The 25,348-nt window shown below is 39.5% G+C and carries 30 protein-coding genes and 1 pseudogene; 17 read left to right on the top strand and 14 right to left on the bottom strand.

Annotated features, from left to right (window positions below; all coding sequences use genetic code 11):
• Positions 1-5: 5 nt before the first annotated feature.
• The 4 genes from NSQ12_RS13955 to NSQ12_RS13940 are packed head-to-tail and all read right to left on the bottom strand — an operon-like array spanning position 6 to position 2,011.
• Complete coding sequence (locus NSQ12_RS13955; protein ID WP_014480384.1) at positions 6-203, bottom strand: hypothetical protein; 198 nt, start codon at positions 201-203, stop codon at positions 6-8.
• Between the two features lie 18 nt (positions 204-221).
• On the bottom strand, positions 222-1,358 hold the full coding sequence (locus NSQ12_RS13950; RefSeq protein ID WP_339174938.1) for a zinc-dependent alcohol dehydrogenase: 1,137 nt from the start codon (positions 1,356-1,358) through the stop codon (positions 222-224).
• 18 nt (positions 1,359-1,376) lie between these two features.
• Positions 1,377-1,745, bottom strand: coding sequence for a spore coat protein (locus tag NSQ12_RS13945; RefSeq protein ID WP_009967868.1), 369 nt, complete (start codon positions 1,743-1,745; stop codon positions 1,377-1,379).
• Positions 1,746-1,765: 20 nt separating this feature from the next.
• Positions 1,766-2,011 carry a spore gernimation protein GerQ gene (locus NSQ12_RS13940; RefSeq protein ID WP_339174936.1) on the bottom strand — a complete coding sequence of 82 codons (246 nt, stop codon included), beginning with the start codon at positions 2,009-2,011 and terminating at the stop codon, positions 1,766-1,768.
• Positions 2,012-2,275: 264 nt separating this feature from the next.
• On the opposite strand from NSQ12_RS13940, the gene NSQ12_RS13935 reads away from it, so the two are divergent.
• Together NSQ12_RS13935 and NSQ12_RS13930 are read left to right on the top strand one after the other, a co-directional pair.
• Complete coding sequence (locus tag NSQ12_RS13935; protein ID WP_085186602.1) at positions 2,276-2,662, top strand: VOC family protein; 387 nt, start codon at positions 2,276-2,278, stop codon at positions 2,660-2,662.
• Positions 2,663-2,804: 142 nt separating this feature from the next.
• On the top strand, positions 2,805-2,906 hold the full coding sequence (locus NSQ12_RS13930) for a hypothetical protein (protein ID WP_122060478.1): 102 nt from the start codon (positions 2,805-2,807) through the stop codon (positions 2,904-2,906).
• On the opposite strand, the gene NSQ12_RS13925 is transcribed toward NSQ12_RS13930, so the two are convergent.
• Positions 2,880-3,005, bottom strand: coding sequence for a hypothetical protein (locus NSQ12_RS13925; RefSeq protein WP_258185623.1), 126 nt, complete (start codon positions 3,003-3,005; stop codon positions 2,880-2,882). The two genes, NSQ12_RS13930 and NSQ12_RS13925, sit on opposite strands and share 27 nt — an antisense overlap.
• A gap of 172 nt (positions 3,006-3,177) precedes the next feature.
• On the opposite strand from NSQ12_RS13925, the gene NSQ12_RS13920 reads away from it, so the two are divergent.
• Together NSQ12_RS13920 and NSQ12_RS13915 are read left to right on the top strand one after the other, a co-directional pair.
• Complete coding sequence (locus NSQ12_RS13920; RefSeq protein ID WP_069839574.1) at positions 3,178-3,537, top strand: SH3 domain-containing protein; 360 nt, start codon at positions 3,178-3,180, stop codon at positions 3,535-3,537.
• Positions 3,538-3,587: 50 nt separating this feature from the next.
• The gene (locus NSQ12_RS13915; protein ID WP_339174933.1) at positions 3,588-3,944 is read left to right on the top strand and encodes an SH3 domain-containing protein; all 357 of its coding nucleotides are present in this window, start codon (positions 3,588-3,590) and stop codon (positions 3,942-3,944) included.
• Positions 3,945-4,305: 361 nt separating this feature from the next.
• Here the strand turns inward: NSQ12_RS13915 and NSQ12_RS13910 are convergent, their stop codons facing one another.
• A complete protein-coding gene (locus NSQ12_RS13910; RefSeq protein WP_085186598.1) occupies positions 4,306-5,130 on the bottom strand; it encodes an alpha/beta hydrolase in 825 nt (274 codons plus the stop codon).
• 136 nt (positions 5,131-5,266) lie between these two features.
• Entirely contained in the window at positions 5,267-5,530 is a 264-nt protein-coding gene (locus tag NSQ12_RS13905) for a CD3324 family protein (RefSeq protein WP_015384191.1), read from the bottom strand.
• 436 nt (positions 5,531-5,966) lie between these two features.
• Here NSQ12_RS13905 and csn point away from each other — a divergent pair, with 436 nt between their 5' ends.
• Entirely contained in the window at positions 5,967-6,800 is an 834-nt protein-coding gene (gene csn, locus NSQ12_RS13900; protein WP_085186596.1) for a chitosanase, read from the top strand.
• Positions 6,801-7,071: 271 nt separating this feature from the next.
• Here the strand turns inward: csn and NSQ12_RS13895 are convergent, their stop codons facing one another.
• On the bottom strand, positions 7,072-8,175 hold the full coding sequence (locus tag NSQ12_RS13895; RefSeq protein WP_019712533.1) for a 2-methylaconitate cis-trans isomerase PrpF family protein: 1,104 nt from the start codon (positions 8,173-8,175) through the stop codon (positions 7,072-7,074).
• A 144-nt stretch (positions 8,176-8,319) separates the two neighbouring features.
• Here NSQ12_RS13895 and NSQ12_RS13890 point away from each other — a divergent pair, with 144 nt between their 5' ends.
• Together NSQ12_RS13890 and NSQ12_RS13885 are read left to right on the top strand one after the other, a co-directional pair.
• Positions 8,320-9,189, top strand: coding sequence for a LysR family transcriptional regulator (locus NSQ12_RS13890; protein ID WP_015251604.1), 870 nt, complete (start codon positions 8,320-8,322; stop codon positions 9,187-9,189).
• Positions 9,190-9,303: 114 nt separating this feature from the next.
• Complete coding sequence (locus NSQ12_RS13885) at positions 9,304-10,620, top strand: citrate:proton symporter (RefSeq protein ID WP_015251605.1); 1,317 nt, start codon at positions 9,304-9,306, stop codon at positions 10,618-10,620.
• 275 nt (positions 10,621-10,895) lie between these two features.
• On the opposite strand, the gene NSQ12_RS13880 is transcribed toward NSQ12_RS13885, so the two are convergent.
• Positions 10,896-11,876 carry an aldo/keto reductase gene (locus NSQ12_RS13880; protein WP_004398762.1) on the bottom strand — a complete coding sequence of 327 codons (981 nt, stop codon included), beginning with the start codon at positions 11,874-11,876 and terminating at the stop codon, positions 10,896-10,898.
• 135 nt (positions 11,877-12,011) lie between these two features.
• On the opposite strand from NSQ12_RS13880, the gene sigZ reads away from it, so the two are divergent.
• Together sigZ and NSQ12_RS13870 are read left to right on the top strand one after the other, a co-directional pair.
• Positions 12,012-12,542: an RNA polymerase sigma factor SigZ gene (gene sigZ, locus NSQ12_RS13875; protein ID WP_339174928.1), complete on the top strand. Its 531-nt coding sequence runs from the start codon at positions 12,012-12,014 to the stop codon at positions 12,540-12,542.
• A 132-nt stretch (positions 12,543-12,674) separates the two neighbouring features.
• Positions 12,675-13,430 (top strand): metal-binding protein ZinT, encoded by a 756-nt coding sequence (locus NSQ12_RS13870; protein ID WP_029727159.1) that lies wholly within the window; start codon positions 12,675-12,677, stop codon positions 13,428-13,430.
• A gap of 64 nt (positions 13,431-13,494) precedes the next feature.
• On the opposite strand, the gene NSQ12_RS13865 is transcribed toward NSQ12_RS13870, so the two are convergent.
• Positions 13,495-13,623, bottom strand: coding sequence for a hypothetical protein (locus NSQ12_RS13865; RefSeq protein WP_015714385.1), 129 nt, complete (start codon positions 13,621-13,623; stop codon positions 13,495-13,497).
• A 52-nt stretch (positions 13,624-13,675) separates the two neighbouring features.
• Positions 13,676-13,998: pseudogene (locus tag NSQ12_RS13860) on the bottom strand (phospholipid phosphatase); the annotation flags it as partial.
• A gap of 339 nt (positions 13,999-14,337) precedes the next feature.
• On the opposite strand from NSQ12_RS13860, the gene NSQ12_RS13855 reads away from it, so the two are divergent.
• The 8 genes from NSQ12_RS13855 (at position 14,338) to NSQ12_RS13820 (ending at position 22,070) form a co-directional block, all read left to right on the top strand.
• Positions 14,338-14,706, top strand: a complete 369-nt coding sequence (locus NSQ12_RS13855; RefSeq protein ID WP_029727161.1) for an MmcQ/YjbR family DNA-binding protein — start codon at positions 14,338-14,340, stop codon at positions 14,704-14,706.
• Positions 14,707-15,184: 478 nt separating this feature from the next.
• Positions 15,185-16,033, top strand: a complete 849-nt coding sequence (locus NSQ12_RS13850; protein WP_015714382.1) for a MerR family DNA-binding transcriptional regulator — start codon at positions 15,185-15,187, stop codon at positions 16,031-16,033.
• A gap of 547 nt (positions 16,034-16,580) precedes the next feature.
• Complete coding sequence (locus NSQ12_RS13845) at positions 16,581-17,150, top strand: flavin reductase family protein (RefSeq protein ID WP_015714381.1); 570 nt, start codon at positions 16,581-16,583, stop codon at positions 17,148-17,150.
• Between the two features lie 421 nt (positions 17,151-17,571).
• Positions 17,572-18,408: a transketolase gene (locus tag NSQ12_RS13840; protein WP_015714380.1), complete on the top strand. Its 837-nt coding sequence runs from the start codon at positions 17,572-17,574 to the stop codon at positions 18,406-18,408.
• Entirely contained in the window at positions 18,405-19,358 is a 954-nt protein-coding gene (locus NSQ12_RS13835; RefSeq protein WP_015714379.1) for a transketolase C-terminal domain-containing protein, read from the top strand. The genes NSQ12_RS13840 and NSQ12_RS13835 overlap by 4 nt, the downstream gene beginning before the upstream one ends.
• Positions 19,359-19,380: 22 nt before the next feature.
• Positions 19,381-20,139, top strand: a complete 759-nt coding sequence (locus tag NSQ12_RS13830) for a 3-oxoacyl-ACP reductase family protein (RefSeq protein ID WP_015714378.1) — start codon at positions 19,381-19,383, stop codon at positions 20,137-20,139.
• 168 nt (positions 20,140-20,307) lie between these two features.
• Positions 20,308-21,648 carry an MFS transporter gene (locus NSQ12_RS13825; protein WP_174223075.1) on the top strand — a complete coding sequence of 447 codons (1,341 nt, stop codon included), beginning with the start codon at positions 20,308-20,310 and terminating at the stop codon, positions 21,646-21,648.
• A gap of 245 nt (positions 21,649-21,893) precedes the next feature.
• A complete protein-coding gene (locus NSQ12_RS13820; protein ID WP_015714376.1) occupies positions 21,894-22,070 on the top strand; it encodes a GapA-binding peptide SR1P in 177 nt (58 codons plus the stop codon).
• A gap of 99 nt (positions 22,071-22,169) precedes the next feature.
• Here the strand turns inward: NSQ12_RS13820 and NSQ12_RS13815 are convergent, their stop codons facing one another.
• From NSQ12_RS13815 to murI, 3 genes are all read right to left on the bottom strand, one after another.
• Positions 22,170-22,871, bottom strand: a complete 702-nt coding sequence (locus NSQ12_RS13815; protein ID WP_015714375.1) for a FadR/GntR family transcriptional regulator — start codon at positions 22,869-22,871, stop codon at positions 22,170-22,172.
• A 466-nt stretch (positions 22,872-23,337) separates the two neighbouring features.
• A complete protein-coding gene (locus tag NSQ12_RS13810; protein ID WP_015483480.1) occupies positions 23,338-24,045 on the bottom strand; it encodes a YrpD family protein in 708 nt (235 codons plus the stop codon).
• Positions 24,046-24,503: 458 nt separating this feature from the next.
• Positions 24,504-25,301 carry a glutamate racemase gene (gene murI, locus NSQ12_RS13805; protein WP_026113666.1) on the bottom strand — a complete coding sequence of 266 codons (798 nt, stop codon included), beginning with the start codon at positions 25,299-25,301 and terminating at the stop codon, positions 24,504-24,506.
• Between the last annotated feature and the right edge of the window lie 47 nt (positions 25,302-25,348).

Below are 25,348 nucleotides of genomic sequence, written 5' to 3'. Positions count from 1 at the left end.
TCTCCTCATTCGTGCTTTGCATTAGATAAAATAGAGGCAAATTCCTGCAACTGGCGTGTGGTGATATCAACATCTTGCTGCATGATTTCTTTCAGCTTCGGATCAGATACCAGTGCTTTCATTGTTTTAGATTTCGTCAAACAAAGTGTCTTAAATGCAGTCATTTCCTGAACCTCAAGCACTTCGTGTAAGGCGTATTCCATTTCTGTAACCTCCGTTTTTTAAGGCTTTAACACAACTTTGATACAATCATCCATTTTTGAATCAAAAATGTCATAGCCATGCTTGGCTTCACTAAGCGGCAGGACATGGCTGACAACATCTCCCGGATCAATTTTGCCTGTCGATACTAGTTCAAACATGTACGGCATATAGTGGATCACAGGAGCCTGTCCAGAGCGTATATTGATGTTTCGCTGCATAATATCTCCTAGCGGAAAACCGTTATATCTGCCTCCGTACACACCTGTAATTTGTATGGTTCCTCCTTTGCGAACAGCTTGAGAGGCAATGACCAATGCACTCATTGTTCCGCCATGAAGCTTTAATCCGCTGGCAAGGAACTCGAGATCGCTCATTTTACCATCCATCCCAACAGCGTCAATGACTACATCCGCTCCGCCTTTCGTGATTTCCTTTAAATAATTCCCTGTATTCTCATGGTCTTCAAAATTAACGATTTCTACTTTGTTTGTACGTTTCGCATGCTGTAAGCGATAGTTTACATAGTCAACTGCTATGACTCGTTTTGCGCCTTTTAGCCAACAAAACTTTTGAGCAAACAGGCCGACTGGTCCGCAGCCGAGAACGATAACTGTATCGCCTTTTTTTACGCCGGCATTATCCACACTCCAAAAGCCGGTGGTCATGGCATCGGCAATCACGCTTAATTTCTCATCGGGTTCCTCACAAGATTCAGGGATTTTAAAATGGGTAAAATTCGCAAACGGCACTCTTAAATATTCAGCTTGCCCGCCTGGATAACCGCCAGTTTGCCCTGAATAGCCGAAATAAGCACCCATTTCCCCATTGTCATTAGACTGATCACATTGGCTTTCCAGTTGGTTTTTACAAAAAAAGCATTCACCGCATGCTATATTAAAGGGAATAATTACCCGATCTCCCTTTTTTAGTTTAGTCACACCAGAACCAACTTCTTCAACAATTCCCATCGGTTCATGGCCGATGACATAGTCTTCTTGCATATTAGGAATGAATCCATGGATTAAATGTAAATCTGATCCGCAAATGGCTGTACTGGTGACTTTGATAATCATGTCATCGGGTTTTTCAATCTTTGGATCAGGAACATCTTTGACAACAACATTTTTAATGCCTTGATACGTTACTGCCTTCATGCTGTACAACCTCCAGTGTTAGTGTTCATCAGGTGTCCGGTCAAACATCCCTTTTCGATTTGTTTCATCAGGAAAGAGGTTCATATTGCCGACCATGATCGTGTTTTTTGCAGAGAGCTGATCCAGCTTATACTGTTCACTAAGCTCATATGGATGGAACCATTTTTTGCTGATCATCAGTTCCGTAATCTCTTGGTGCATCGCAATTCCTTGCATCAGCTGTTTCCTCAGCAGTGCTCTTACATCTGGTGAAGCGGTTTCTGTCAAAGCTACAGCAGTATTCCTTACGCCTTCCTTAGCTCGTATAAGAAAGTCCATCGCGAATGTAGTGTCTGCAAGTTCAGGCACATTCAGCGAATTAATGGGGTCTAAATGATCATTATTCAAAGAGGCTTACCTTCCTTTCTTCAATTGATGATTGGCGTTGGGCGGCTTTGAGGGACAGGGGCCTGAAATGAGGCACGCTCATAAACCGTTTGTAATTCAGTAAGGTCTTGAATGGATTGCTGTACATCTTTTTGCATCAAGTCCTTCAGTTCTTGGTCAAACACAAGTCCTTGCATTAACTTTGATTTCGCTATACAAAGTGTTTTAAAGTTCACGATTTCATGTAAGTCAACAGCCTCGTGAGCTGCTAATGTTTGATGATCCATATTGATGCAACCTCCTTTTATCAACATTACATTTCCCGAAATGCAGCTGAAGCATACAGAAAGTACTCTCGGTATCATTTTTTGTTTTAAGAATCGCTGTTTTTGCTCGTTCTTATGACATGGAATAAACTGCACTTAAATCTGAAATAAAGGTGAAGTATAAAAATTTATTCAAGGAAACTTGACATAGTGCTGTCAGGTTTCCTTTTGTATTATTAAATTGGATGACCAGTAAAAAGTATGGTTTTATAGGAGGCACTCGATATGAAGCTGTTACAAATTAGACTGTTGGTGAATGATTTTAAGAAAAGCGTCGAGTTTTACAAAGATTCATTAGGACTTCCAATAAGTTGGTTAGAGAATGAAATGGAATATGCACTCTTTGATAATGGGGAAACGAAAATAGAGCTTTTATCTCGAGAAACGATGGCTGAAATCGTTGGAGAGGAAAAAAAATCGTGGGAAGGAGAAGCTCAATCAAAATTTTTGCTTCAGTTTAAGGTAGAAGATGTTGATAAAACGTATGACGATTTACACAAAAAAGGAGTTAAATGTGTGAATAAACCGCATGATCGCAAGGAATGGAGTGCCCGAGTTGCTCACTTCAGAGATCCAGATCATAACCTAATTGAAATATATAAAATGCTGTGATTTTTCGACTCGCAAAATCATAGAATAACGGTTGATAACGTACCTCTTCATTTTTATACGCCCTGCTAAAAGAAGGCAAAGTCATAATAGGTTGCGGACACTGAACTTGCAGCATTTACGCTGATTTGTTTGGTGTCCGTTTTTGATTGGTGAAAAAGGTGGAGTATCTATGAATCGAGGAGAAGCGTGGATACAAGACAGCAGGACACTGATTGAGTTAATTGGTGGACACGAAACCGCTTGATCCATGTCCTTTTTCATAATTGTCAATCGTGATTACCGACTGGGCAAATGATGATGGCGACAAATTTAACACACCATCAATATCAAGCCTGACTGCCATTTATTTTGTATCCTTAATTGTCGAAAACATAGGAATAATTCCACTTTTGAAAGATCTAGTTTATGGTACATTGATACATATATGGAGGGAGGGGGCATGGTATCTGAAATTAGATCTTGTAACAGGAAGTAAGAAAGTTAAACGTACGGCATTTATAAGGGGAGGGTATAAGATGAATAAGCTAAAGAGACTAGGTATGCTAATGGTAATGATCGCATCATTGTTCATTTTTTCTAGTCATGCACTTGCGGCTCAGTATTATACGGTTTCAACAAGCAGCGGTGCGCCTGTAAATATGCGCAGCGGCCCAGGTACAAGTTGGGGAATTGTAACGACGATTCCGAGCGGAACCCGCATCCCGATCTATTGCTACAAAACCGGTACAACTGTAACTGGAAAGTATGGAACAAGTAATATTTGGAATTACACAGAGCGGACGCTTGCAAGCGGCGAGATCGTTCCTGGATTCGTCTCTGATACATACATGTATACAGGCTCAGACGGTCCGGTTGTTCCTAAATGCAGCTGGTAGCATTGTTCTATGATTCCTAAAATAAAGAAATTGAAGAAAGAGGGATGACATTGACTAAACTGAAAATGCTGAGTATGTTAACCGTTATAATTGCATCATTATTCATTTTTTCCAGTCAGGCACTTGCCGTTCAGTACTTTACGGTCTCAACAAGCAGCGGTGCGCCTGTTAATATGCGCAGCGGTCCTGGTACAAATTATCCTATTATGCTTTCCATTCCGAGCGGCTCCCGTGTTCCTTATTATTGTTACGCTTATGGAACAACTGTTACAGGGAAGTATGGAACGAGTAATATCTGGGACCAAATCCAGTGGAAAGATTCCCGGGGGATCGTGAATATTGGATATGTGTCTGACACATATGTGTACACAGGATCAGACGGCCCTGTCGGTTACAAATGCAATTAGCTTCGGATCAAAAGCAATATTGATATAATCGGCTTCCTCTGATGTGGCCTACTTAAAAAAACATACCAAGTATGATGGGACTGACCCCATAAGATGAAACAAATAAAAAACACATGGGGCGGGCTGTTATACTTGGGGATTGTTTCAACAACTTGTGCTTTTATACTTTCCAAATCGCGGATTACAGATGTTGGAACCTTCTGGGCAGGTTCAACTTTGATTCTAATTGGTGTGTTATTAGTTATTCGGGAAAAAAAGTAGAAGAATAAAAAGAAACCTGAGGATTCAACAAGTCCAAAGGTTTCTTTTTTATTTCAAGTTAATATAACAAAAAAGAGGAGAAATCCTCCGATTATCTGAGTTAGTTGTGCATGGTCCTATGTTTCTTTTCTTTTTCTAACATGTCGTGTAACCTCTCAGAAAATTCTTTATGGTACATTGTGTACCCCGTATGATTTCCGGGGAATTCAACCAATTCTGTTTTCAATTGTTCCGCTAGGGCGTTCGCGCAACGATAAGGAAAAAGCTCCCGAGAAGCACTTCCGCCAGCTGGGAGTATCTTCATCGGTGAAGATGTAAACACAGTTTTTAATGCTTCGAAATCTAATGTATAGTTGAGAATTCCTTGAATTTCATACTCAGTGAAATACGTTGAATTGCCGAGAAGCCGCTTTGTCAGGACAGCCTTTGATTGTTCGTCTGTCTCTAATCTTGACATTAATTTAATGACTTCACTTCGATGATTTTTCTTAAGGTCTTCCATGAATTGCTCGGCTTGTTTCAGCTCATTTCCATGCAGAAGCTGCAATAAGATTGGTTCGTGTGGGATCATGACATGTACTTGTTCGGGATGGCGTATGCACAGATCAAGCCCGATAACAGCCCCGGAGCTACTTCCAAATACGTATGCCGGTTTATTGGTGATTTTGGCTAGAAGACGGTGAGCATCGTCACTGTGTGTTTCCACACGGTAATCCTCAATCTGATTGGCGAGATTGCTGCGGGAATGGCCGCGGCGATCGTAAGTAACAACCGAGTACCAGTTAGCCAGATGATTGGCAACATGATGGAACTTGTCGGCATCACCGCCTCCGCCGTGGACCAAAAGAATGATTGGACCTGAGCCACGCACCTGATAGTGGATGTTCGCGCCGGGTACTTGCAATGTTCCATTGTTTATCGTCATTTGTAGGACCTTCCTTTCTTCTCATCTCCCTTAACTTTACACAATTGGCCAATGGTATCATATGCAGGAAATAACTAAGAAACAAACTCGCTATATAAAAAGCACTGATGATTTTTCATCAGTGCTTTCGTTTTGTTTATTTAGAGTAGACAATTTTTTTTATTGTTTCATCAGAGAGGTGATATTCATCAGATAATTGATGAATGGTTTTGCCGTTTTTAAATGCTTTTTTAATAGAAGCGTTTCTGTCATCGATCAGCTTTCTTGTTCCTGAACACGCACCCCATTTTTGATGAGAGGATTCAGGTTTAGGGATATATATTGTTTTTCCTTGAACATATTTTTGAATTTCCGATATCAGCTTTTCAGGTAAAATAGCGGTTGCTTTTACATATGCCATTTCTGCCAGCTCCTTATTTTTTTATGTCAAATAAGGTGCAAAGCCACTATATCAGAAAAGCTTACTTGGGCGATCTTTTAGAAAGTCTACCCCATGCAAAGTATCGCCTTCCTAATAATAGGCTTTGCATGGGACGTTGCGGAATCTGGCATTCTCATCTTGCTTGCCATTTACATCACCTCCCTAACGATTTTCGATGATCATCTCCATTATAAAATAGAGTAAAGCCTTATGGCATCTTGTTAATTAAAGTTGGCAGTAAGAAAGGGACCTTCCCAGTGAGAGGGGCTAAGGCTGATTGGCAATCAAAAGAGTAAGATTCAAGCTATATTACTTTAGATTCAAAATATTGACAAATTGATGTATTTTCAACAATAGGGCAGTCTCTTCATGTATACTGAGTCTGTATTTACAATATTTAGAAAGGGGAAGTGCAATGAAAATCAGTATGCAAAAAGCAGATTTTTGGAAAAAGGCAGCGATCTCATTACTTGTTTTCACCATGTTTTTTACCCTGATAATGAGCGAAACGGTTTTTGCGGCGGGACTGAATAAAGATCAAAAGCGCCGGGCGGAACAGCTGACAAGTATCTTTGAAAACGGCACAACGGAGATCCAATATGGATATGTAGAGCGATTGGATGATGGGCGAGGCTATACATGCGGACGGGCAGGCTTTACAACGGCTACCGGGGATGCATTGGAAGTAGTGGAAGTATACACAAAGGCAGTTCCGAATAACAAACTGAAAAAGTATCTGCCTGAATTGCGCCGTCTGGCCAAGGAAGAAAGCGATGATACAAGCAATCTCAAGGGATTCGCTTCTGCCTGGAAGTCGCTTGCAAATGATAAGGAATTTCGCGCCGCTCAAGACAAAGTAAATGACCGTTTGTATTATCAGCCTGCCATGAAACGATCGGATAATGCCGGACTAAAAACAGCATTGGCAAGAGCTGTGATGTACGATACGGTTATTCAGCATGGCGATGGTGATGACCCTGACTCTTTTTATGCCTTGATTAAACGTACGAACAAAAAAGCGGGCGGATCACCTAAAGACGGAATAGACGAGAAGAAGTGGTTAAATAAATTCTTGGACGTACGCTATGACGATCTGATGAATCCGGCCAATCATGACACCCGTGACGAATGGAGAGAATCAGTTGCCCGTGTGGACGTGCTTCGCTCTATCGCCAAGGAGAACAACTATAATCTAAACGGACCGATTCATGTTCGTTCAAACGAGTACGGTAATTTTGTAATCAAATAAGCAGTGAGGAAAAGAAACCGCTGCAGATGAACTCAATCTAAAAGATACCAATGATATTGGTATCTTTTTATTTGCAGTAAAAAGTATTCAATTTTCTCTATAATGATTATGTCATGCTTGAGGCAGATACATGAAAGGACCTTGGCGATTTCATAAAAAACAATATAGAGGCTTTCCTAAAGCCATGCAAGATTACAATGGATCTGTGCAAGAAGGCGCATTCAATCCATCTATTAACGATGGAAAGGGGGAGGCTTTTTGCACAGTCCATCTACATCATTTGATAGTCTCCATGCGTATAAACTGTTCCGTCCATAATACGTCGTGCGGTACGGACGATCTTTATACCAGTGGGCTCCACCATTGTTTCAATAATACCAGAAGAATGAGCTAGCCGAACCTTTGTAGAGTGGTTTTTTGCTATTCTTGCAGGGATTGCACCTTCCACTGAAAGGGCTCTTGTTGTACATATCGCTCCAGTGACAGCCAGTGCTTGATGTGGCTTTTGCATGGACATCATCCTGATGTGTAAGTCCATCTCAACGCTTGAATGCCAAGCACCTGTACTATCTTTATATTTCTCTGGTTTTGCTACTATAGCCAGTTTGGGGACAGCCGGCGATAACTTTGTAGCTGAAAATCGACTGGCAAAGCCGCATTTCTCTGCCGCAATGGATCTTAATTCTTCAAATTGAGCTAACTGTAGATCAGTAAATTCTTCTGCAAGTTCCGTTCCATCCAGGCCGATACTGCTCGCTTCCACAAAAACTAATGGATTTGCATAGTCGATAATAGACACCTCTATTTGGCCTTGACTTGTATCTAAAAACTCCGAACTATTTCCAGTAGGCAATAAATGACCGGTAACTGAACCAGCGGCATCATGAAAGTTTAAATAGATTGGAGATCCAGATCCAGGTACTCCAGATATCGTAACATCTCCGTCATATTTGACCTGACCGTCTTCCACTTCTACTTCCGCAATGATCATTTTATTCGTATTGGTATTCAGGATCCTTACCGCAGTCATTGGTTCTGTCGCTTTTACAAGTCCTTCTTCGATAGCAAATGGACCAACAGCAGCGGAGATATTTCCGCAGTTCCCCTTAAAGTCCACTTTTTCTTCTGAAATGCTGACTTGACCGAAAGTATAGTGAACATCAATATCCGAAGTATATGCTTTCTTTATTATTGCCACTTTACTAGTAAGGGAATTACCGCCACCCAAACCATCTATTTGTCTTTTATCAGGACTTCCCATGACATCAAGCAAAAAGGGCTCCCATTCGTTTTTATTGTTAGGCATGGCTGATTCGTGGAAAAAAACGCCTTTGCTTGTTCCGCCTCTCATGATTGTTACATTCGTCTTGACCATCGTCATCATCCTCATCTTAAAGGTAGTATTTTTTATGTTTTTTAGTGTAGAAGGTAAAAAAATAAAAATAAAATATAAGTTTTCTTAATATTCGATAAAAAAACTTTTATAATTGTGAAAGAAGGACTAGAAAGGAAGATGAAAATGGATGAGAAAGATTGGATTTTATTGAAAATTCTTCACGAAGAACAAAGTGTAACAAAAACAGCAGAACGATTATTTACATCACAGCCTTCCATCACTTATCGGTTGAATAAGATTGAGGAGATTTTCGGAATTGAATTATTCACCAAAAGGCATAAAGGAATTACCTTTACTGCGGAAGGAGAACACTTGGTTGCTTATGCAAGAAGAATGCTACAGGAACTTCAAGATACCAAAGATCATATCTCTAATCTAAGCAAAGAGGTGCAAGGACATCTAAGGCTGGGGGTATCAAGCAATTTCGCTCAATATAAGCTCCCTAAGTTATTAAGGGAATTTTCCACTATGTATCCTAATGTCCAATATAGTGTACAAACAGGCTGGAGCACAGATGTCATGAAATTATTAGATGCTGGTATTGTACAAGTCGGTATACTGAGAGGAAGCCATCGCTGGAAAGGGGTGGAGGAACGGCTGACACGGGAAAAATTACATATCATCTCAAAAAAACCAATAACGATAGAGCAGCTTCCTTTTTTACCTTTTATCAAATATAAAACGGATGCTTCTTTAAAAACGATTATAGAAGATTGGATGCATACGAATCTAAAACAAGCCCCCATTATTGCAATGGAAGTGGATCGACAAGAGACTTGCAAAGAGATGGTAAAGCATGGTCTTGGTTACTCCATAGCACCAGAAATTTGCCTGCAGGAATCTGATCATTTGTACACAATGGAACTGTATAATGCTAAGGGTAAGCCTCTAATGAGAGATACTTGGCTAATGTACGATCAAAAATCATTAGGAATCAAACTCGTTAAAGCATTCATTGATTTTTTAAAGGGTGAACAAATGGTAACCATTTAAAGTTATGATAGAATTTTTTTTGAAACACAGTAAAAAAATATTTATTTAACTTATTACACCGTATAAGATATGTTAATCAAAAGTCATTTGAAAGCGCATTCTTGGAGGTGTAATATGCTTACTATTTTAGGTTTTTCGATGGTAACTGTTTTTACAATATTAATAATGACAAAGAAAGTCTCGCCTATTGTTGCCTTGACCATCACTCCCATTGTTTTTGCTCTTATTGGAGGTTTTGGTAAGGGTATTGGCGACATGATTTTAGAAGGAATTCAAACAGTTGCAAGTTCAGCGGCATTGCTATTGTTTGCTATTCTTTTTTTCGGAATTTTAATTGATGCAGGTTTATTTGATCCGCTAATAGAAAAAATTTTATCTATAGTAAAGGGAGATCCTGTGAAAATAGCGATAGGGTCTGCCGTCTTGGCAATGCTTATCGCTTTAGATGGGGACGGTACAACAACCTATATGATAACAGTCTCAGCAATGTTACCTTTGTATAAAAGAATTGGTATGAATCCCATGGTTATGGCGACATTAGCAATGCTGTCGTTGAGTATCGTTAGCGGAATGACTCCATGGGGCGGACCAGCTACAAGAGCGATTTCAGTGCTGGGTTTGGATCCTTCAGATTTTTTTGTGCCATTACTTCCGACCATGCTTGGAGGTATTGCTTGTGTGATATTTCTGGCTTTTCTAATGGGAAGGAAAGAGAGGAATCGAATAGGCATCGTTCAATTAGAGCCTAGACATATAACAAAGGACAGCTCTCAATCTTATATGGCTGCTAGTTTGGAGAGTGAGCAATTGAAAAGACCACGCTTAATATATCTTAATTTATTCCTCGTTATAAGTATCATGGTGTTTATTGTGCTTGGAACTAAGCATCCGTCAGTTTTATTTTTAATTGGTTTTGTTCTTGCCCTTACTATAAATTATCCGAATGTAAAAATGCAGAAGGAGCGAATCGCCGAGCATTCTGGTAATGCCATAACTGTAGTATTATTGGTATTTTCAGCAGGAGTATTTGCTGGTATATTATCCGGGACAAAGATGGTGGATGCCATAGCAGGATCATTAATATCCGTTATTCCCTCATCAATGGGAGGGTTTTTCCCCGTTATTGTAGCACTCACTAGTATTCCGTTTACTTTTGTTTTATCAAATGATGCATATTACTTTGGTATGGTACCTATCTTTGCAGAAGCTGCCTCAGCATATGGTATAGAACCAGTAGAAATTGCAAGGGCTTCTATAATGGGGCAGCCGGTTCATCTGATGAGTCCATTGGTTGCGTCAACAGTATTGCTAGTAAGCATGCTTAAAATGGACTTGGGGTCATTTCAAAGGTTTGCCGTTAAGTGGGCTGTAATTACATCATTAGTTATTACGTTGTTAGCAATCATTACAGGGGCTATTACTATTTTGTAAAGAAACAATAATAATATTTAGACTGCCAATGAATCATTAGTTTGATTGATTTAAATACAGCTGAAAGGGGTCCCAAGCTGATCAAGCCAGTTGTCTCTCCAGTTACTCTATTGTTTAGGGTTCTTTTTTAGAAGTGGCAGCATTTTTGTCGATGTTTAGCCAGCATTTTCAGCATGATGTGGAAAAGACAAGAGACAAACATGCTCTTGTCTTTCTTAATATGATAGTTCAGTATAAATATTTAAGAAAAATGTCAGTATTGAGTAATGAATGTATCACCAGGCGTATGCCTCAGGTGTCTCTCCTCCAGGTCCGGGAAAGATATCATTTAACATGCGGAGAATCTCCTTATCCAGACTGATTTCAACGGCTTTTATCGTATCACGCAGCTGCTCAACCGTTCGTGGTCCGATGATCGGCGCAGTTAAAACTGGATTTGCCAGCACCCATGCCAAAGCCACATTTGCTTCTTTTTCTCCTAGTTCTTTGCATAAATCTGAAAATTTCTCGAGTTGCAAACGATGTTTTTCAATTAAATCTGCTCTTTTTGCTGTACGAGTTCCGGCATTGCTTTTCAATGCCTTCCCGCCAAGAAGCCCTCCTGCAAGGGGACTCCACGCCACTACTCCTAAACCAAGATCCCGTGCAGCCGGCAGCACTTCCATTTCAGCTGTTCGTTCTAATAAACTATACTTATGCTGTTCAGTGACGAGTCCCATGAATCGCCGTTTTTCAGCTTCAGCTTGCGCTTTAACTAAATGCCAGCCTGCAAAATTACTGGATCCAATATAGTCTACTTTGCCGGAGCGAACCTGAGTCTCAAAAGCTTCCCATATCTCATCCCACGGTGTCCGCCTATCGATATGATGCATTTGGTACAATTCGATATGATCTGTCTGAAGCCGCTTCAGTGATCCTTCCAGATGACGTCTGATTTTGTATAGAGACAAGCCCCTCATATCATTTGGCCCGTCATTCGGATCAGAAATCGGTTCATATACTTTTGTCGCCAGAACAACTTTCTCGCGGCGCTGTCCTCCTTGTGCAAACCATTTTCCAATGATGCTCTCTGTCAATCCTGCGTTTTTGCCCCAGCCGTAAATATTGGCAGTATCAAAAAATTGGATGCCGTTATCAAGCGCTTCATCCATGATACGGAACGCAGTCTTTTCGTCTGTATCAACTCCAAAATTCATCGTGCCTAAACATAAACGGCTCACCCGCAATCCTGTTCTCCCTAAATAGGTATACTCCACAACAAACCTCTCCTTTATCATTATTTTTTGCAACAGCTGCAATACAATTGATTCAACAATTGTTTCGCTCTTTGTTACGATTAAAAAGACGAAGCAAATGTAAAGCAGACGCAAAATTATAGGAGGTTTTTTCAAATGAATATAGAGGATCTATGGGATCAATTTCATCAGCCGTTAAAAACATATATTTCACAAAGGGTTAACGATCAATCTATCGTTGATGACCTCTTGCAAATCGTATTTATGAAAATACAAGTGCATCTCCCAAATCTGATCGATGAACAAAAGATCGACAGCTGGATTTATCGGATCACTAGAAATACGATTATTGATTTTTACCGTATAAAAAAAACAAGCGAAATATTGCCTGATGATCTACATTTTAATAACCGTGCAGAGGAAGAAAATTTCACCAAGGAAGCAGCTGTGTGTATTCGATCGACCATCAAACGGTTGCCTGAAAAGTATCGAGAGGCGCTCGAGTTAACTGAATTTCAGGGGTTATCACAGAAAGAGTTGAGTGAAAAGCTCGGCATTTCTTACTCAGGAGCAAAATCAAGGGTACAACGCGGACGGGGAAAATTAAAACAGCTGCTTGAGGGGTGCTGTCATATTGAAGCGGATCGATATGGAAATATCGTAGACTTTCGTATTTTAAAGGAATAACTGATGAACAAAGTCAGTTATTCCTTTAAAATAGTCCATCCGCATGAAGAGCATTTTCCCTTTGATGTTTGCAAGAGATGTATGTATAATATAAATCGTAATGTTTTCGATTTAATAAAAAGGAGTGTTGGAATGAACATTTTATTTTCAAAGCGGCTAGGCATATTAACGATTGGTTCATTACTCGTATTGGCAGGATGTCAGACTTCCGGTTCTTCTGCAGGTGAGTCTAATCAAACAACATCATCCTCAGCAGTTGAAGAAGACTCTTCCAAAACGCAAGAGCAAACATCTGACAGTCATACACAAGAACATTCTCACGATCATAGTCATGCGCATGATGAAGAAACAGAAAAAATATATGAAGGCTATTTTAAAAACAGCCAAGTAAAGGATCGCTTACTTTCTGATTGGGAAGGAGATTGGCAATCTGTATATCCATACCTGCAAGATGGTACTCTTGACGAAGTGTTTTCATATAAATCAGAACACGAAGGCGGCAAGACAGCTGAAGAATATAAAGAGTATTATAAAAAAGGCTATCAAACAGATGTTGACCGTATTGTAATCCAGAAAGATACTGTAACGTTCTTCAAAAATGGAAAAGAATATTCTGGTAAGTATACGTATGACGGGTACGAAATTCTCACCTATGATGCGGGCAATAGAGGGGTAAGATACATATTCAAACTAGCTAAAAAAGCAGAAGAGCTGCCTCAGTATATTCAGTTTAGTGATCATAGTATTTACCCGACTAAAGCTAGTCATTATCATCTCTATTGGGGGGACGACCGTGAAGCTTTACTTGATGAAGTCAAAAATTGGCCTACCTACTACCCGTCAAAAATGGATGGACACGATATTGCCCATGAGATGATGGCTCATTAAATGATGATTACTCTATGAAGTATGGTGTTCTTTTATCATAAAGCTGTTCTGCAACAGCCATTTATCAATGTGGAAAATGGCGCCTGTCCTTTATAGAGGTGAAATGCTTAAATGCTCCTGTGTTAGCTGCTGACTCTTCGCCAGCAGCTTTTTGTCTGTTTTCTCTCTCCGCCAGCGGTAACTTCTTTTTCATTGACTCCTAAAAAATAAACAAAACATTAATAAAACAACGTTATTGCATTAACAAAGTGAAAATATCCCTTAGCCGGGTTCGTTGAAGAATAGGGTCCGTGTAACGTATTGACCAAACTCACGATGCTGCCGAGACTGGAGCTCGTGCTGCCGGAATTGGTTCCTTTATCATTATATTTTTTCATCGTGGCATTTGCCGGGACCCTGTTAATCGTTGTCGTCGCCCCCGCCTTCATTCGATATACATTGGTAAGTGGACCAAGACCGTCAATTACACTGTAGCCTGATTTCTGCGATATCAAAATATGCGGCATTTTCCTCTCTGAAAGTACGGCGTTCTGCAATGAATGTTGGCATCCAACAAGGGGCAATTGATCAGTTGGGGGAGCCACTTCATAAAGAATATGTTTCAAGCTGGTGCTTATTGCTGCCAGCTTGTTTATGTTTATCGGTTGATGATGCCGGTAAACAGGCTAGCGGATTGCCGAAGAAAGGCAGGGGTACCAACGAAAGCCTCTGTTTGTCCAATGCGCCCGAATAGCTAAAGTAGCTTTCAGAAAAAAGCAACTGAATTTTTAATTTACTGCCCGATCTGCAAATTGTTAATCATAGTTCTTTTATTCACATATTCATTATTGTTAAATAAAGTAGAGGAAATCAATTGCTAAAGAAAAAACTTTAGGCAGTTATTTATATGTAGAAGGAGAGGCAAGCAATGAAAAATAGAGAGGAAGCAATTGATTATTGTTTGAGCTTTAAAAATGTATATGAAGATTACCCGTTTCGTGATAAAAATTGGACGTTAATGCGACACATAGAAAACAGAAAGGTGTTTGCGTGGATATTTAAAAAAAATGATTATATTTGGATCAATGTGAAGTGTGAACCCGGTTTTCTCGATTTTTGGAGACAGAAATACACTTCGGTCGTTCCAGCATTTCATCTCAATAAAGAGCATTGGAATTCTATCATTCTTGACGGAACTGTCTCAGATAAAGACATATACGATATGATAACACAAAGCTACATGTTAACTAAAACCAAGTATGCGACAGGCCCGAGGGAGAGGGGATGTAATATGTAAAGCCTTGAAGTGCTATAAGAGCCTTGCGTCTTGATATGGAATCTATAAGGTGAGCATTGGAAAGGAAAAAAGCTTAATCTTTTTAAGGATTAAGCTTTTTAAAAAGTTCAATTATATGTAACGACCTGACCCATTTACATCATCTATGCCTGTCAGTCTTGAATGACTTGCCTCATAAACTCAGCCACGACTACAGTGGATACTTTAAACATCTTCTGACAGACACTCCCCCTCCTTTTTCCAACTATTTTAAAGTTGCGTAACAAATCATAAACCCTGTTGTGACGATAGGGTCAATACTTTTCCTGCTTAACATGCAATTGTTATGAAACTGGAAAGATCATTTCTTGGCGGATCTTTTTAAGAAAACGAAAAAGAAGATAACAGATTGCTCTCAAGATTGCTCAGTTAAGATTTTGAAGGTAACCGTGTATAGTGAAGAAAGAATTCTTAGAGCTAAGACGAAAGGATGAGATGGATGAAGGAATATTTTACAATTGGCGAAACAGCCCGTCTAAATAACATCTCAATTCAAACATTGCGCTATTATGATAGGATCGGAATTTTCAAGCCTTATTATACAGATCAGGATAATGGTTATCGGTATTATCATGTCAAACAGTTCTTTTATTTAGATGTTATCAAGTATCTAAAATATATTAGGACACCTCTAGAAGAAATTAAGCGTTTCAGCTCATATACTTGCACCCCAGAAGATATGCAATACTTTCTTGAGGAGAAAGAAAGCGTTATTGTGCAAGAAATGGAAAAGCTCGAACGTGCTCGTCAATTACTTCATAGGAGACGAAAACAGCTTAATGAACAATTAGAAATATGCAGTAAAAAAGATGAAGGTTTCGTTTATTTTCGGTATATAGATAAACAAACAATATTAAAAGTAGAGACGCCTCAAGTTAATCCTCATAATCAATCCGATTTGTATTACAGAAAGCTGGCTGACGTTGTCGAAAAAATAGGGGATGTAATAGATAACTATTATGGATTCATTTATGATTTCAAGCCCTATAAGGATTCTCGTGAAATTTATTGCAATAGTATTTATACGACTGTTTGCAGTGGGAAAAAAATAGACATAGGAGAAAAAAACATGAGGTTAGATACGATCCCATCTGGTGAATATGTATGTATTGCATTTAATTGGTCTGCAAAAAATTATGATGAGTATTATCAAAAGCTTTATCAATATATTGAATCTCACGGCATCCAAACGGATGGAAAAGTATATCAAGTTTCTCTTCCAATCGACTATAACTCATTAAGAGAAGAAAACTTCCTTACAGAATTAAGAGTGCTAAAAAATAACTAACCCTTGACCCTATAGCTGCTATAGGGTTTATGATTTGTTCATCATATTCATTCATGAAAGGAAGGATGTATAAAATGACAAATAAAGAAGGTATGCGCTTCGGTTACTCATGCCGCAATGGCAAGGCGGTAACAACCCTTACGTACTCGGAGCACATTTATTAAACTGACTTGCTCCCAAAACGAATGGCCCATTTGAAGAAGTACTTGTCGATTTAGATGCGGATCTTGAAAAAGAGCAGGGGATTATTGGAAGGAGTTTTTGATTAAAGCAAGCTCGGTCTGCCAAAAGTTTAATTCAAAAGCACAGCCCTGATCGTGTTATTGTTTTTGGCGGGGCGTGCGGTGTAGAGCTTGCTCCTTTGCATACTTAATCGAAAAATACGATGGAGATACTGCTTTATTATCGGTTGATTGACATCTGACACCTCAGTCCCTGACCACCATCTCATGTACTTCTAATTTGCTGGATTAGCTTTTATCATTGTTGTTTTGCTGCATCTCAAATTTTAATAAAAATTAAATCTAAAACAAAAGGAGCGATGAAGATGAGAGCACCGATAGATGAACCAATTTGGTACGCCTACCCTGGAATGGTAGCTGTAGTTACGGCTCAATATGAAGGTGAAAAAAACGCAATGTCTTCTGGGTGGCATACGTACATTGGATCTTCTCCAGGAATGTATGGGATATCCGTAAACAAAGAGACATATACTTACAAATTGATTGAGAAAAGTGGTATTTTCGGTGTGAATTTTCTTCCAGGGAGATGTTCGGGATTAATTCAAGCATTAGGCACCCGTAGTGGTAGAGATATAAATAAGTTTGAAGCATTTCATATTCAATACGAAAAAGGGCTAAAAGCCGAGGTGCCGATTTTAACTGATGCTTATTTTGCTTATGAGTGTAAAGTACACAGTGTTTCCACGTTGGGCGATCAAGAGTGGATTGTGGGAGAAGTTTTACAGAGATATCAAGATAAAGAGCTTTTCCTGAAAAATGGAATGCCAGATTTAGAAAAACTGGATATTCCGCTTCATATTGGAGGGGCCAACTATCGAATATTAAATAGTCAAGCAGAGGAGCGTCAACATGTTTTTTATCCCAAAACTGATTGAAACATTCAGGTTTCTCCGCATAGAGTAGAGGAAACCAATCAATGAATGTATTTCCGCGGACTCCGCTGAAAATCTATTGACTTATACGAAGTAAAAAAGAGACTCAAAGACCGCAACGCTTCTCTTTAAGAAGGCTTTGCGGTCTTTTTATATTTATAAGGCTCAATTCATTTTACCCTGAAAAGGTATTTAAATTTCCATTTGCAGACTATCTGTTGTAGTAACTAGAGGGCATTTATGGATCTGAAAATGAGTCTAGTCTAGCATATAAGCTTCAATTGGTTTAATTTAAAATTTTCAAAAAACGGTAGACAAACGCTGTTAAGAATTGTATAGTGTTCTCATAAGTCACTTGTATTACAAGTTAACAAGTGACTAAGAATATAAGTTTACATTTTAAACAATGACTGAGGTGATCGGAGTGAAAAAAGCAAGTTTGGCAGAACTGCAAGCGAAAGCCATTGAGCTTAGGAAAACAGCGGTAACGATGATTTACGAAGCCCAGTCCGGGCATCCAGGAGGTTCATTATCCGCTGCTGATATCATCACAGCCCTTTATTTTAAAGAAATGAATATAGATCCTAAAAATCCCAAGTGGGAAGACCGGGATCGTTTTGTCTTATCGAAAGGCCATGTGGCACCTATTCAATACGCTGCCTTAGCGCTGCGAGGATTTGTCCCGTATGAAAGCGTATACAAATTAAGGCGGTACGGCTCGCCTTTCCAAGGCCATCCTGATATGAAGAAATGCCCGGGAATCGACATTTCAACTGGTTCATTGGGCCAAGGGCTTTCCTGTGCCGTGGGTATGGCGCTTGCAGGCAAACGGGACGGCAAAGACTACCGGGTATTCGCTATGGTAGGCGACGGAGAATGCCAAGAAGGACAAATTTGGGAAGCGGTTCAAACCGCAGTAAAATACAGCCTTGATAACTTAATTGTTTTTGTCGACAATAACCGCCTGCAAATTGATGGCTATTGTGATGAAGTAATGCCGCTGCAAGACATCGAGAAAAAGTTTGAAGTGTTTGGTTTTGAAACAAAGCGAATTGACGGACATTCGATGAAAGAGATTGTAGAGATATTAGACAAAGTGACAAAAACGAAAAATGGAAAGCCGAAATGCATTGTAGCAGACACGATTAAAGGCAAAGGCGTTTCTTACATGGAAAATATCTGCTCATGGCACGGAGTAGCGCCAAATGAGAAAGAATACGAACAAGCATTAGAGGAACTGGCAGGGGGTTTAAGATCATGAGCCAAACCGAAAAAGCATTAATCACGAAAAAAGCGACACGGGAAGCTTTTGGTGATGAAATCGTTCAATTGGGAAAAGAAAATAAAAATATTTACGTAATCGATATCGATATCGGCAAGTCATGCAAAACAGGAGAATTCATAAAACAGCTCCCTCATCAGCATGTGAACGTTGGGATTGCGGAACAGAACGGTGCCGGCCTGGCAGCAGGTTTGGCGACAACAGGTAAAATCCCATTTGTAAGCACCTATGCTGTCTTCGGTTCGCTGCGTATGGCGGAACAAATTCGCCAAGAAGTTTGCTATCCAAATTTGAATGTAAAGATCGCCTGCTCACACGGCGGATTAACACCTGGAAATGATGGCGGAAGCCACCAGGCGATTGAGGATATGGGCGTATTAAGATCATTCCCAAATATGACTGTGATCATGGGTGCTGACTACCACTCAACTAGAAAACTGATCAGGCAGGCAGCGAATATGTACGGTCCAATGTACCTGCGTTTTACCCGAGACGCGGTGCCGGTTATTTACGACGAAAATGAAGAATTTATCATTGGAAAAGCCAAGCAATTAAAGCACGGAAAAGATATCGCAATCATTGCAAATGGCGATACAGTATATCTTGCTTTAGAAGCGGTCAAACAGCTGGAAGAGCAAGGGATTTATGCAACTCTTTTAGACATGCATACGATCAAGCCTTTAGATAGAGAAGCCGTGGTAGAGTGTTTGGATCTCGGCAATATCGTGACTGTGGAGGATCACAACATCCTGAACGGGCTGGGAAGTGCTGTATGTGAAGTAGCAGCCGAAGAAGGGCGGGGCAGAGTCAAACGAATCGGAGTGCAGGACCGATTTGGAGAATCGGCTCCTTATGAGAAGCTGCTGGAAATCAACGGCATTACCATCGAAAATATTATAAAAACGGCTAAAGATATGCTTAGAATATAAAACATGAAAGTGGGAGTACGCCATGTTTACATTAAATAATCAGGTAGCTATAGTGACAGGAAGCGGTTCTAAAAAAGGAATCGGCAGAACCATTGCATTAACTCTTGCCAAACAGGGAGCTTCAATTGTAGTAGCAGATATGAATCAGACAGGTATTCAGGATACAGTAGAAGCTATCACAGAAAGCGGAGGGAGAGCGGTTGGTGTAGAAGTTAATGTAACGAATAAAGAATCAGTTGACCATATGATAGCCAAAACACTTGAAGCGTTCGGCCGCATTGATATTTTAGTGAATAACGCAGGAATTTCTCAAAAAGTAACGGTACAGGATATGACATTGGAAGATATGACAAGGGTATTTAACGTCAATATGTTTGGGTTGTTCTTGTGCACACAAGCAGTTCTAGAAACAATGAAAAAGCAGCAATATGGACGTATTATCAACCTGTCTTCTGTATCTGCAAAAAGGGGCGGCGGCGTTTTTGGCGGTGCCCATTACTCCGCTTCCAAAGCAGCCGTATTAGGCTTTTCTAAAAACCTTGCCCGTGAAGTAGGGAAGGATGGTATAACTGTGAATTGCGTAGCGCCAGGCCTTGTAAATACTGACATTTGGAAATCACTTTCTGAAGAAGATGCGAAAAAAGTCATTGATAATATCCCCGTGGGTCGCCCGGGTGAAACAAAAGAAATTGCCGCCGCAATTACGTTTTTGGCTGCTAAAGAAGCAGCCTACATCACAGGGGAAGAAATTGATATTAATGGCGGTTCACATATGGACTAATGGATCTATGCAGAGATGGTATGTTTAACATGCCTGACCCTCTCTATTAAAGACCAAACAAAACGAAAGAAAAAATGTAAGCGTTTAACAAAAGGGGGCTTTTGTTTCTGAAGACAATATGATTCTTTTATCTTTGGAGGACAACACTAGGGTTAAGGGGGAATCTTCTTGGACCAATTAGCATTAGAGCGTTCAACCACTCGTAAAGTAACAATTCGGTTAATTCCATTTTTATTCTTATGTTTTATTATCGCGATTTTAGACCGAGTTAATATCGGCTTTGCAGCTCTCCAGATGAATGAAGATCTAGGGTTTTCAAATGCTGTATTTGGACTGGGAGCCGGGATCTTCTTCCTTGGTTATTTCATATTAGAAGTTCCGGGTAGTGCTATCATGACAAAAATCGGAGCCAGAAAATGGATCAGTCGGATTATGATCACTTGGGCCATCATCGCGATATTAATGGCTTTTGTACAAGAACCATGGCAGTTTTATACTGCACGTTTTTTATTAGGTGCAGCAGAAGCTAGTTTTTATCCATGTATGGTCTTTTATTTGAGTGGTTTTTATCAAACGAAACACCATGCTAAAGCAATTGCTGGATTTATGCTGGCCATCCCCGGGGCGAATGCATTGGGTTCTCCGCTTTCTACATTTCTCTTAGGAATTGAGTGGCTTGATATATCTGGATGGCAGTGGCTGTTTATTTTAGAAGCGATTCCTGCGCTTATTCTTGGTGTAATTGCATTTTTTTACCTGGATGACAAAATTGAAGATGTGAAATGGCTGGATAAAGATGAAAAGCAGTGGCTTATTAACGTAACAACAAAAGAAAGGATGGAAAAAGAACAGGTAAAGCACTATACATTTACTCAAGCCTTAAAAGATAGGGACGTGTTAATTCTATCGATTGGTTATTTTTGCTGGATGATTGGATATTACGGCATTAATATGTTCTTGCCGACGATCTCACAAGGATTATCTGAAACGATTTCTCTAAGCACGCAGGGGATGGGCTGGCTGTTAGGGTTTATGTATTTCTGTGCTATGGTGGTTATGATTTTCGTTGGAAATCATTCTGACAAGAAAAACGAAAGGCTCTGGCATGTAGCTGCTTGTTTAACTGTAAGCGCTGTTGCAATGGTCATTAGCAGCTATGTAGCAAATTCAAGTGTTATATTAGCATTTGTATTTTTAACAATTGCGTTATGCGGCGCTTTTGGTGCCTATTCTCCGTTTTGGGCAATTCCGCCTTCTTTCTTAACAGGAGCAGCAGCGGGTGGTGCGATAGCATTAATTAATAGTATCGGAAATCTTGGCGGATTTTTCGGTCCATACATTGTCGGTTATATTAAAGATATGACAGGTTCTTTTAATATCAGTATGATTTTCTTAGGCCTAAGCATGATCCTTGCTTCTTTTATTCTTGTATTTCTAGTGAAACAGTCTGGAAAAGCGCTTAAAGTAAAAAATGCCACATATAAATCCAGCATTGAAAAATCTGGTTGAAAAAGATTTCATTAAGAGCTACTGGGTAATATTCATAAAAACAGTCATTTTTAGGGATATAGAAAATTCCAAATCTTGCAAAATATATGTGTCCATAAAAATTCGGGGCTTAATCAGCGAAAGGGATGATCCAGGAATGAATACTGTCATTCGGGCTGTGGTCACAGTTGCGAATCACTATCACTACGTGCAGACGTTGTGGGGAAGCGGCCATCAAGACTTGATTTGATGAGGGCATTTATGAAATGAAAATGATTGGAGGCAATAAAACCATGGTACAGAAATCGAAAGTGCAACAAGATACGATTGTATGCCAGGTGTGTGAAAAAGTGATCGACACAGCTGATAGTTCTGAAGGTGTTAAAGTGTTATATGGTATTTGTCAAAGATGTTTAGGATCAGGAGACCAAAAAGCAAAATAGGCAGGAAAAGGCGTATAGAAATGGAGGTCGGCTTGTAGCCACTATACGCCCGATTTTTTATTTCATTCTTTATAAACAGGGGGCTTCTTATAACAGAGTTTAGCTTTTCCAATATCGATCATATAAGTTTTGCATGTGGGCAGTCATTCGTTCAACAGCTTCTTTTTCGTTACGGTCTTCAATCGCTTTAATAATCAGTTTATGTTCCTGGAAATTCACTTCCCGGTATTCTGAACGAGTAACGGTTCGGTCACGGATAAATCGCCACATTTCCTGCTGCTTCATAGCATTCGTGATAGCGGACATGAAGGTAATAAATAAATCATTATGTGATGCTTTTGCAATCCCCATATGCAATTGTTCGTCCGTTTCAGGAACGTATACACCAGAAAGTGTTTCTTCTTCCATTTTTTTTATTGTCTTCCTAAGCTCCCGAATATCTTCGTCAGTCGCTCTCAAAGCCGCAAATTTTATAATTAAAGGCTCAATGTTCATTCTTGCTTCCACAATATCTTCCGGAGATGCTGACTCCATGGAAGCAGAAATCCCATTGGTTATTGTGGTATTCTTAACAAACACCCCTTCTCCCTGGCGAGAATAAATGACACCATTCATTTCCAAGGCACTCAAAGCCTGCCTAACCGGCGCGCGGCTGACACCAAACTGTTCGCATAGTTCCCTTTCTGAAGGCAGTTTATCTCCTACTTTAAAAGAACCTAACTGAATTTCCGAAAGGATCTGATTATAAATTTGTATGTATAATTTTTTATTGGAAACAGGATTGAATTTAATAAAAATCATTCCTTTCAATTGTCATACAAGTATATATATTATATACCTTTCAGATTTGAAGGGCAAAATAATTATTCCTCAATACGTTCATGTAATCGGGAACTAAAAAACCTCTGTGCTTACTAATACTGCTGAAATCAGAGGGGAATGAAAGCAAAAGAAGATTTATTAGAAGAGATGCCAATCCAATGACTTTTATCCTTAAGAGAGCGGTATGCCTAGTAGACAACTTTAAAAAACAGAGGAATAGAATGTAAATGAGAACCTTAATTTTTCCGCACTTATCACATAGTTTGTAGCTGAAAAGAAGGAGAACACAGAAAAGTGATTCGTTTTAAAAAGAACCGCTTACGTTGAAGCGGTTTTGCCGTACAATCCGTTAGCTGTCTTGGCTGCCAGGCGGGCTGCTCCTATCACCTTACAATGAAATGAAAAAGGGGCTTTTAAAGCCCCCTTTAAGTGTGTTTAACATGTTTTAATTTTTCACAACGGATAAACTGACACTGTTGCCTGAGACTGTTACTTTAGCGAAGTCTTGTGTATCAATTACAGGTGTTATTGCTTTGTTGTCGATGGTGATGTTTGTAAAAGATGTTGAAAAATTTGATTTGATAGATTGGCGTGAACCTGTTGTAGCAACTGTAGCAAGCGCTTTCCATTTGGAGATGGAGCCGACATTTGTTTTGCTGATTTCTGAAATGAGACGGCCGTTGTATCCCGCATTGTTCGTGCCCCAGTATGTAGCGCGGGTATTGCCGTTAAGATTTTTGTAGATGGTAAGTTGTACGGTGCTGCCGGGACGGAAGCCTTTCGTATTCGTGAATTGGCTTCCTCCTTCGAGGTACTGAACCTGATCCTGTCCTTTTGAACCGACTTTCATATATGGTTTCCATACGTTATATTTATCACTGTACTGAAACCCGATATCGGATTCTGTGCCCCCGCTAAAGCCAGAGTAGATGTAGGCTGTCCCATTTGAAACCTGAATGGAGCTAGGAAGCTGGATTTTCGTAACAAAAATGGCACCAGTGCTGTTCAAGTAAGCCCTTCCGCCGATTCCATCAGTTAGCTGTGATGCAGCTTCTGCGGTTTTTGGGCTAATAATACCCGGCACATCTACTGCACATGTGCCAAAAAGCACAGTTGCCGTAAGCGCACCCGCGAGCAGTCCTTTTTTCATCATCATTATTTCCCCCTATCATTATAATTAGAAAACGCTATCATCTTCTATTATAAAACATTATGAAAATAATTCCATAATAAACATGCAAATAGACACAGAATTTACACATTATGACTTTGTGTATCTGGCAAACGGTCGATTTCTAATCTCGAAAAATGTCCTGTGAAGTGTAAATGTTACGATAACTTTTCAATCGAGACTTGTGTTTTATTGAAATAGAAAAGCTATAGAGATGGGGTAGAAATAAGAGGGGAAAGAGCGAAAACACTGTAATCAGATATGTGTGTATAACTCAATTGTTTGTTAGAAAAAAAGTGGGCTTTTTAAGCCCGCTTCTTAGTTCATGTTTCTCTTCAGGAGATTGTCTTTTTCATTTACATTGGATAACAAACCCGAATTCATACTTCTCTCTTTTGTAAATTTACTGAAAAATTGTTTATAACCAGAGCCCCTTACATTCAATGTCCAACATGACTCCTTTGAGTTTCATCTAATATTTCAAACAATCTTTTGTACTTTGATATGATTTCTTGCTCCACAATTTTGTGGCCAGAATCGAAAAAGGTGATTGAGCCCGAGCCTTTACCAAGCTGATTACGATCTGCAAGAACTTTTTTCAACTGTTTTGCAGTACCGACACTGCCTGAAATAATATCAACTTTTATCCCAAACAGTTTTTCAAAACTGTTTTTGAAAAACGGAAAATGAGTGCATCCTAACACAATCGTTCCATATTGTTTCAGATCAAAAGAAGATAGTTCGTTCTTTAGATATTTAATGATTTTGTCTTCACTAAAATCAAAGTTCTCAGCAAATTCAACTAGTCCTGGAAGAGCTAAGCAATCAACAAGGTCATGGTGATCAATTTCTTTAACTAGATTATGAAATTTCTCTTCTTTAAGCGTCAAATTAGTAGCAACTACCAGAACTCTTTTTCTTTCCTCTGTACATTTATTTATAGCAGGCTTTACAGCGGGTTCGATTCCGATTATCGGAAAGTCGAAGTTTCTCCGAAGATCCTCTATCGCAATGCTAGTAGCTGTATTACACGCAATAACCAGAGCTTTGATATTTTGACTGGCCAGAAATTCAGCTGCATTGAAAATATATTCTTTAACTTTACCCTTTGATTTTTCACCGTATGGAACGTTTAACGTATCTGCATAAAAAATGTAATCTTCATAAGGAAGAACTTTTATGGCCTCATACAATACAGTCATGCCACCAATTCCAGAATCAAAAAATCCTATTTTCATCACTTCTCACGCTTTCTGTCTCATTCTTTTTTTATCATATGACTTTA

The organism is Bacillus sp. PS95, from assembly GCF_037963565.1.
Lineage (GTDB): Bacteria > Bacillota > Bacilli > Bacillales > Bacillaceae > Bacillus > Bacillus subtilis.
Note: the sequence above shows the minus strand (reverse complement) of the source record. Positions and strands in the feature narration are given on the sequence as shown.

Coding starts and splice junctions, on each gene's coding strand:
- NSQ12_RS13810 (WP_015483480.1), bottom strand. CDS start 24,045: ATGATGAAAAAAGGACTGCTCGCGGGTGCGCTTACGGCAACTGTGCTT.
- NSQ12_RS13935 (WP_085186602.1), top strand. CDS start 2,276: ATGAAGCTGTTACAAATTAGACTGTTGGTGAATGATTTTAAGAAAAGC.
- NSQ12_RS13855 (WP_029727161.1), top strand. CDS start 14,338: ATGAAAAATAGAGAGGAAGCAATTGATTATTGTTTGAGCTTTAAAAAT.
- csn (WP_085186596.1), top strand. CDS start 5,967: ATGAAAATCAGTATGCAAAAAGCAGATTTTTGGAAAAAGGCAGCGATC.
- NSQ12_RS13885 (WP_015251605.1), top strand. CDS start 9,304: ATGCTTACTATTTTAGGTTTTTCGATGGTAACTGTTTTTACAATATTA.
- NSQ12_RS13910 (WP_085186598.1), bottom strand. CDS start 5,130: ATGACGATAAACAATGGAACATTGCAAGTACCCGGCGCGAACATCCAC.
- NSQ12_RS13865 (WP_015714385.1), bottom strand. CDS start 13,623: ATGAAAAAGAAGTTACCGCTGGCGGAGAGAGAAAACAGACAAAAAGCT.
- NSQ12_RS13890 (WP_015251604.1), top strand. CDS start 8,320: ATGGATGAGAAAGATTGGATTTTATTGAAAATTCTTCACGAAGAACAA.
- NSQ12_RS13850 (WP_015714382.1), top strand. CDS start 15,185: ATGAAGGAATATTTTACAATTGGCGAAACAGCCCGTCTAAATAACATC.
- NSQ12_RS13920 (WP_069839574.1), top strand. CDS start 3,178: ATGAATAAGCTAAAGAGACTAGGTATGCTAATGGTAATGATCGCATCA.
- NSQ12_RS13830 (WP_015714378.1), top strand. CDS start 19,381: ATGTTTACATTAAATAATCAGGTAGCTATAGTGACAGGAAGCGGTTCT.
- NSQ12_RS13955 (WP_014480384.1), bottom strand. CDS start 203: ATGGAATACGCCTTACACGAAGTGCTTGAGGTTCAGGAAATGACTGCA.
- NSQ12_RS13845 (WP_015714381.1), top strand. CDS start 16,581: ATGAGAGCACCGATAGATGAACCAATTTGGTACGCCTACCCTGGAATG.
- NSQ12_RS13870 (WP_029727159.1), top strand. CDS start 12,675: ATGAACATTTTATTTTCAAAGCGGCTAGGCATATTAACGATTGGTTCA.
- NSQ12_RS13820 (WP_015714376.1), top strand. CDS start 21,894: ATGAAAATGATTGGAGGCAATAAAACCATGGTACAGAAATCGAAAGTG.
- NSQ12_RS13925 (WP_258185623.1), bottom strand. CDS start 3,005: ATGGCAGTCAGGCTTGATATTGATGGTGTGTTAAATTTGTCGCCATCA.
- NSQ12_RS13905 (WP_015384191.1), bottom strand. CDS start 5,530: ATGGCATATGTAAAAGCAACCGCTATTTTACCTGAAAAGCTGATATCG.
- NSQ12_RS13950 (WP_339174938.1), bottom strand. CDS start 1,358: ATGAAGGCAGTAACGTATCAAGGCATTAAAAATGTTGTTGTCAAAGAT.
- NSQ12_RS13895 (WP_019712533.1), bottom strand. CDS start 8,175: ATGGTCAAGACGAATGTAACAATCATGAGAGGCGGAACAAGCAAAGGC.
- murI (WP_026113666.1), bottom strand. CDS start 25,301: ATGAAAATAGGATTTTTTGATTCTGGAATTGGTGGCATGACTGTATTG.
- sigZ (WP_339174928.1), top strand. CDS start 12,012: ATGAATATAGAGGATCTATGGGATCAATTTCATCAGCCGTTAAAAACA.
- NSQ12_RS13940 (WP_339174936.1), bottom strand. CDS start 2,011: ATGGATCATCAAACATTAGCAGCTCACGAGGCTGTTGACTTACATGAA.
- NSQ12_RS13815 (WP_015714375.1), bottom strand. CDS start 22,871: ATGATTTTTATTAAATTCAATCCTGTTTCCAATAAAAAATTATACATA.
- NSQ12_RS13835 (WP_015714379.1), top strand. CDS start 18,405: ATGAGCCAAACCGAAAAAGCATTAATCACGAAAAAAGCGACACGGGAA.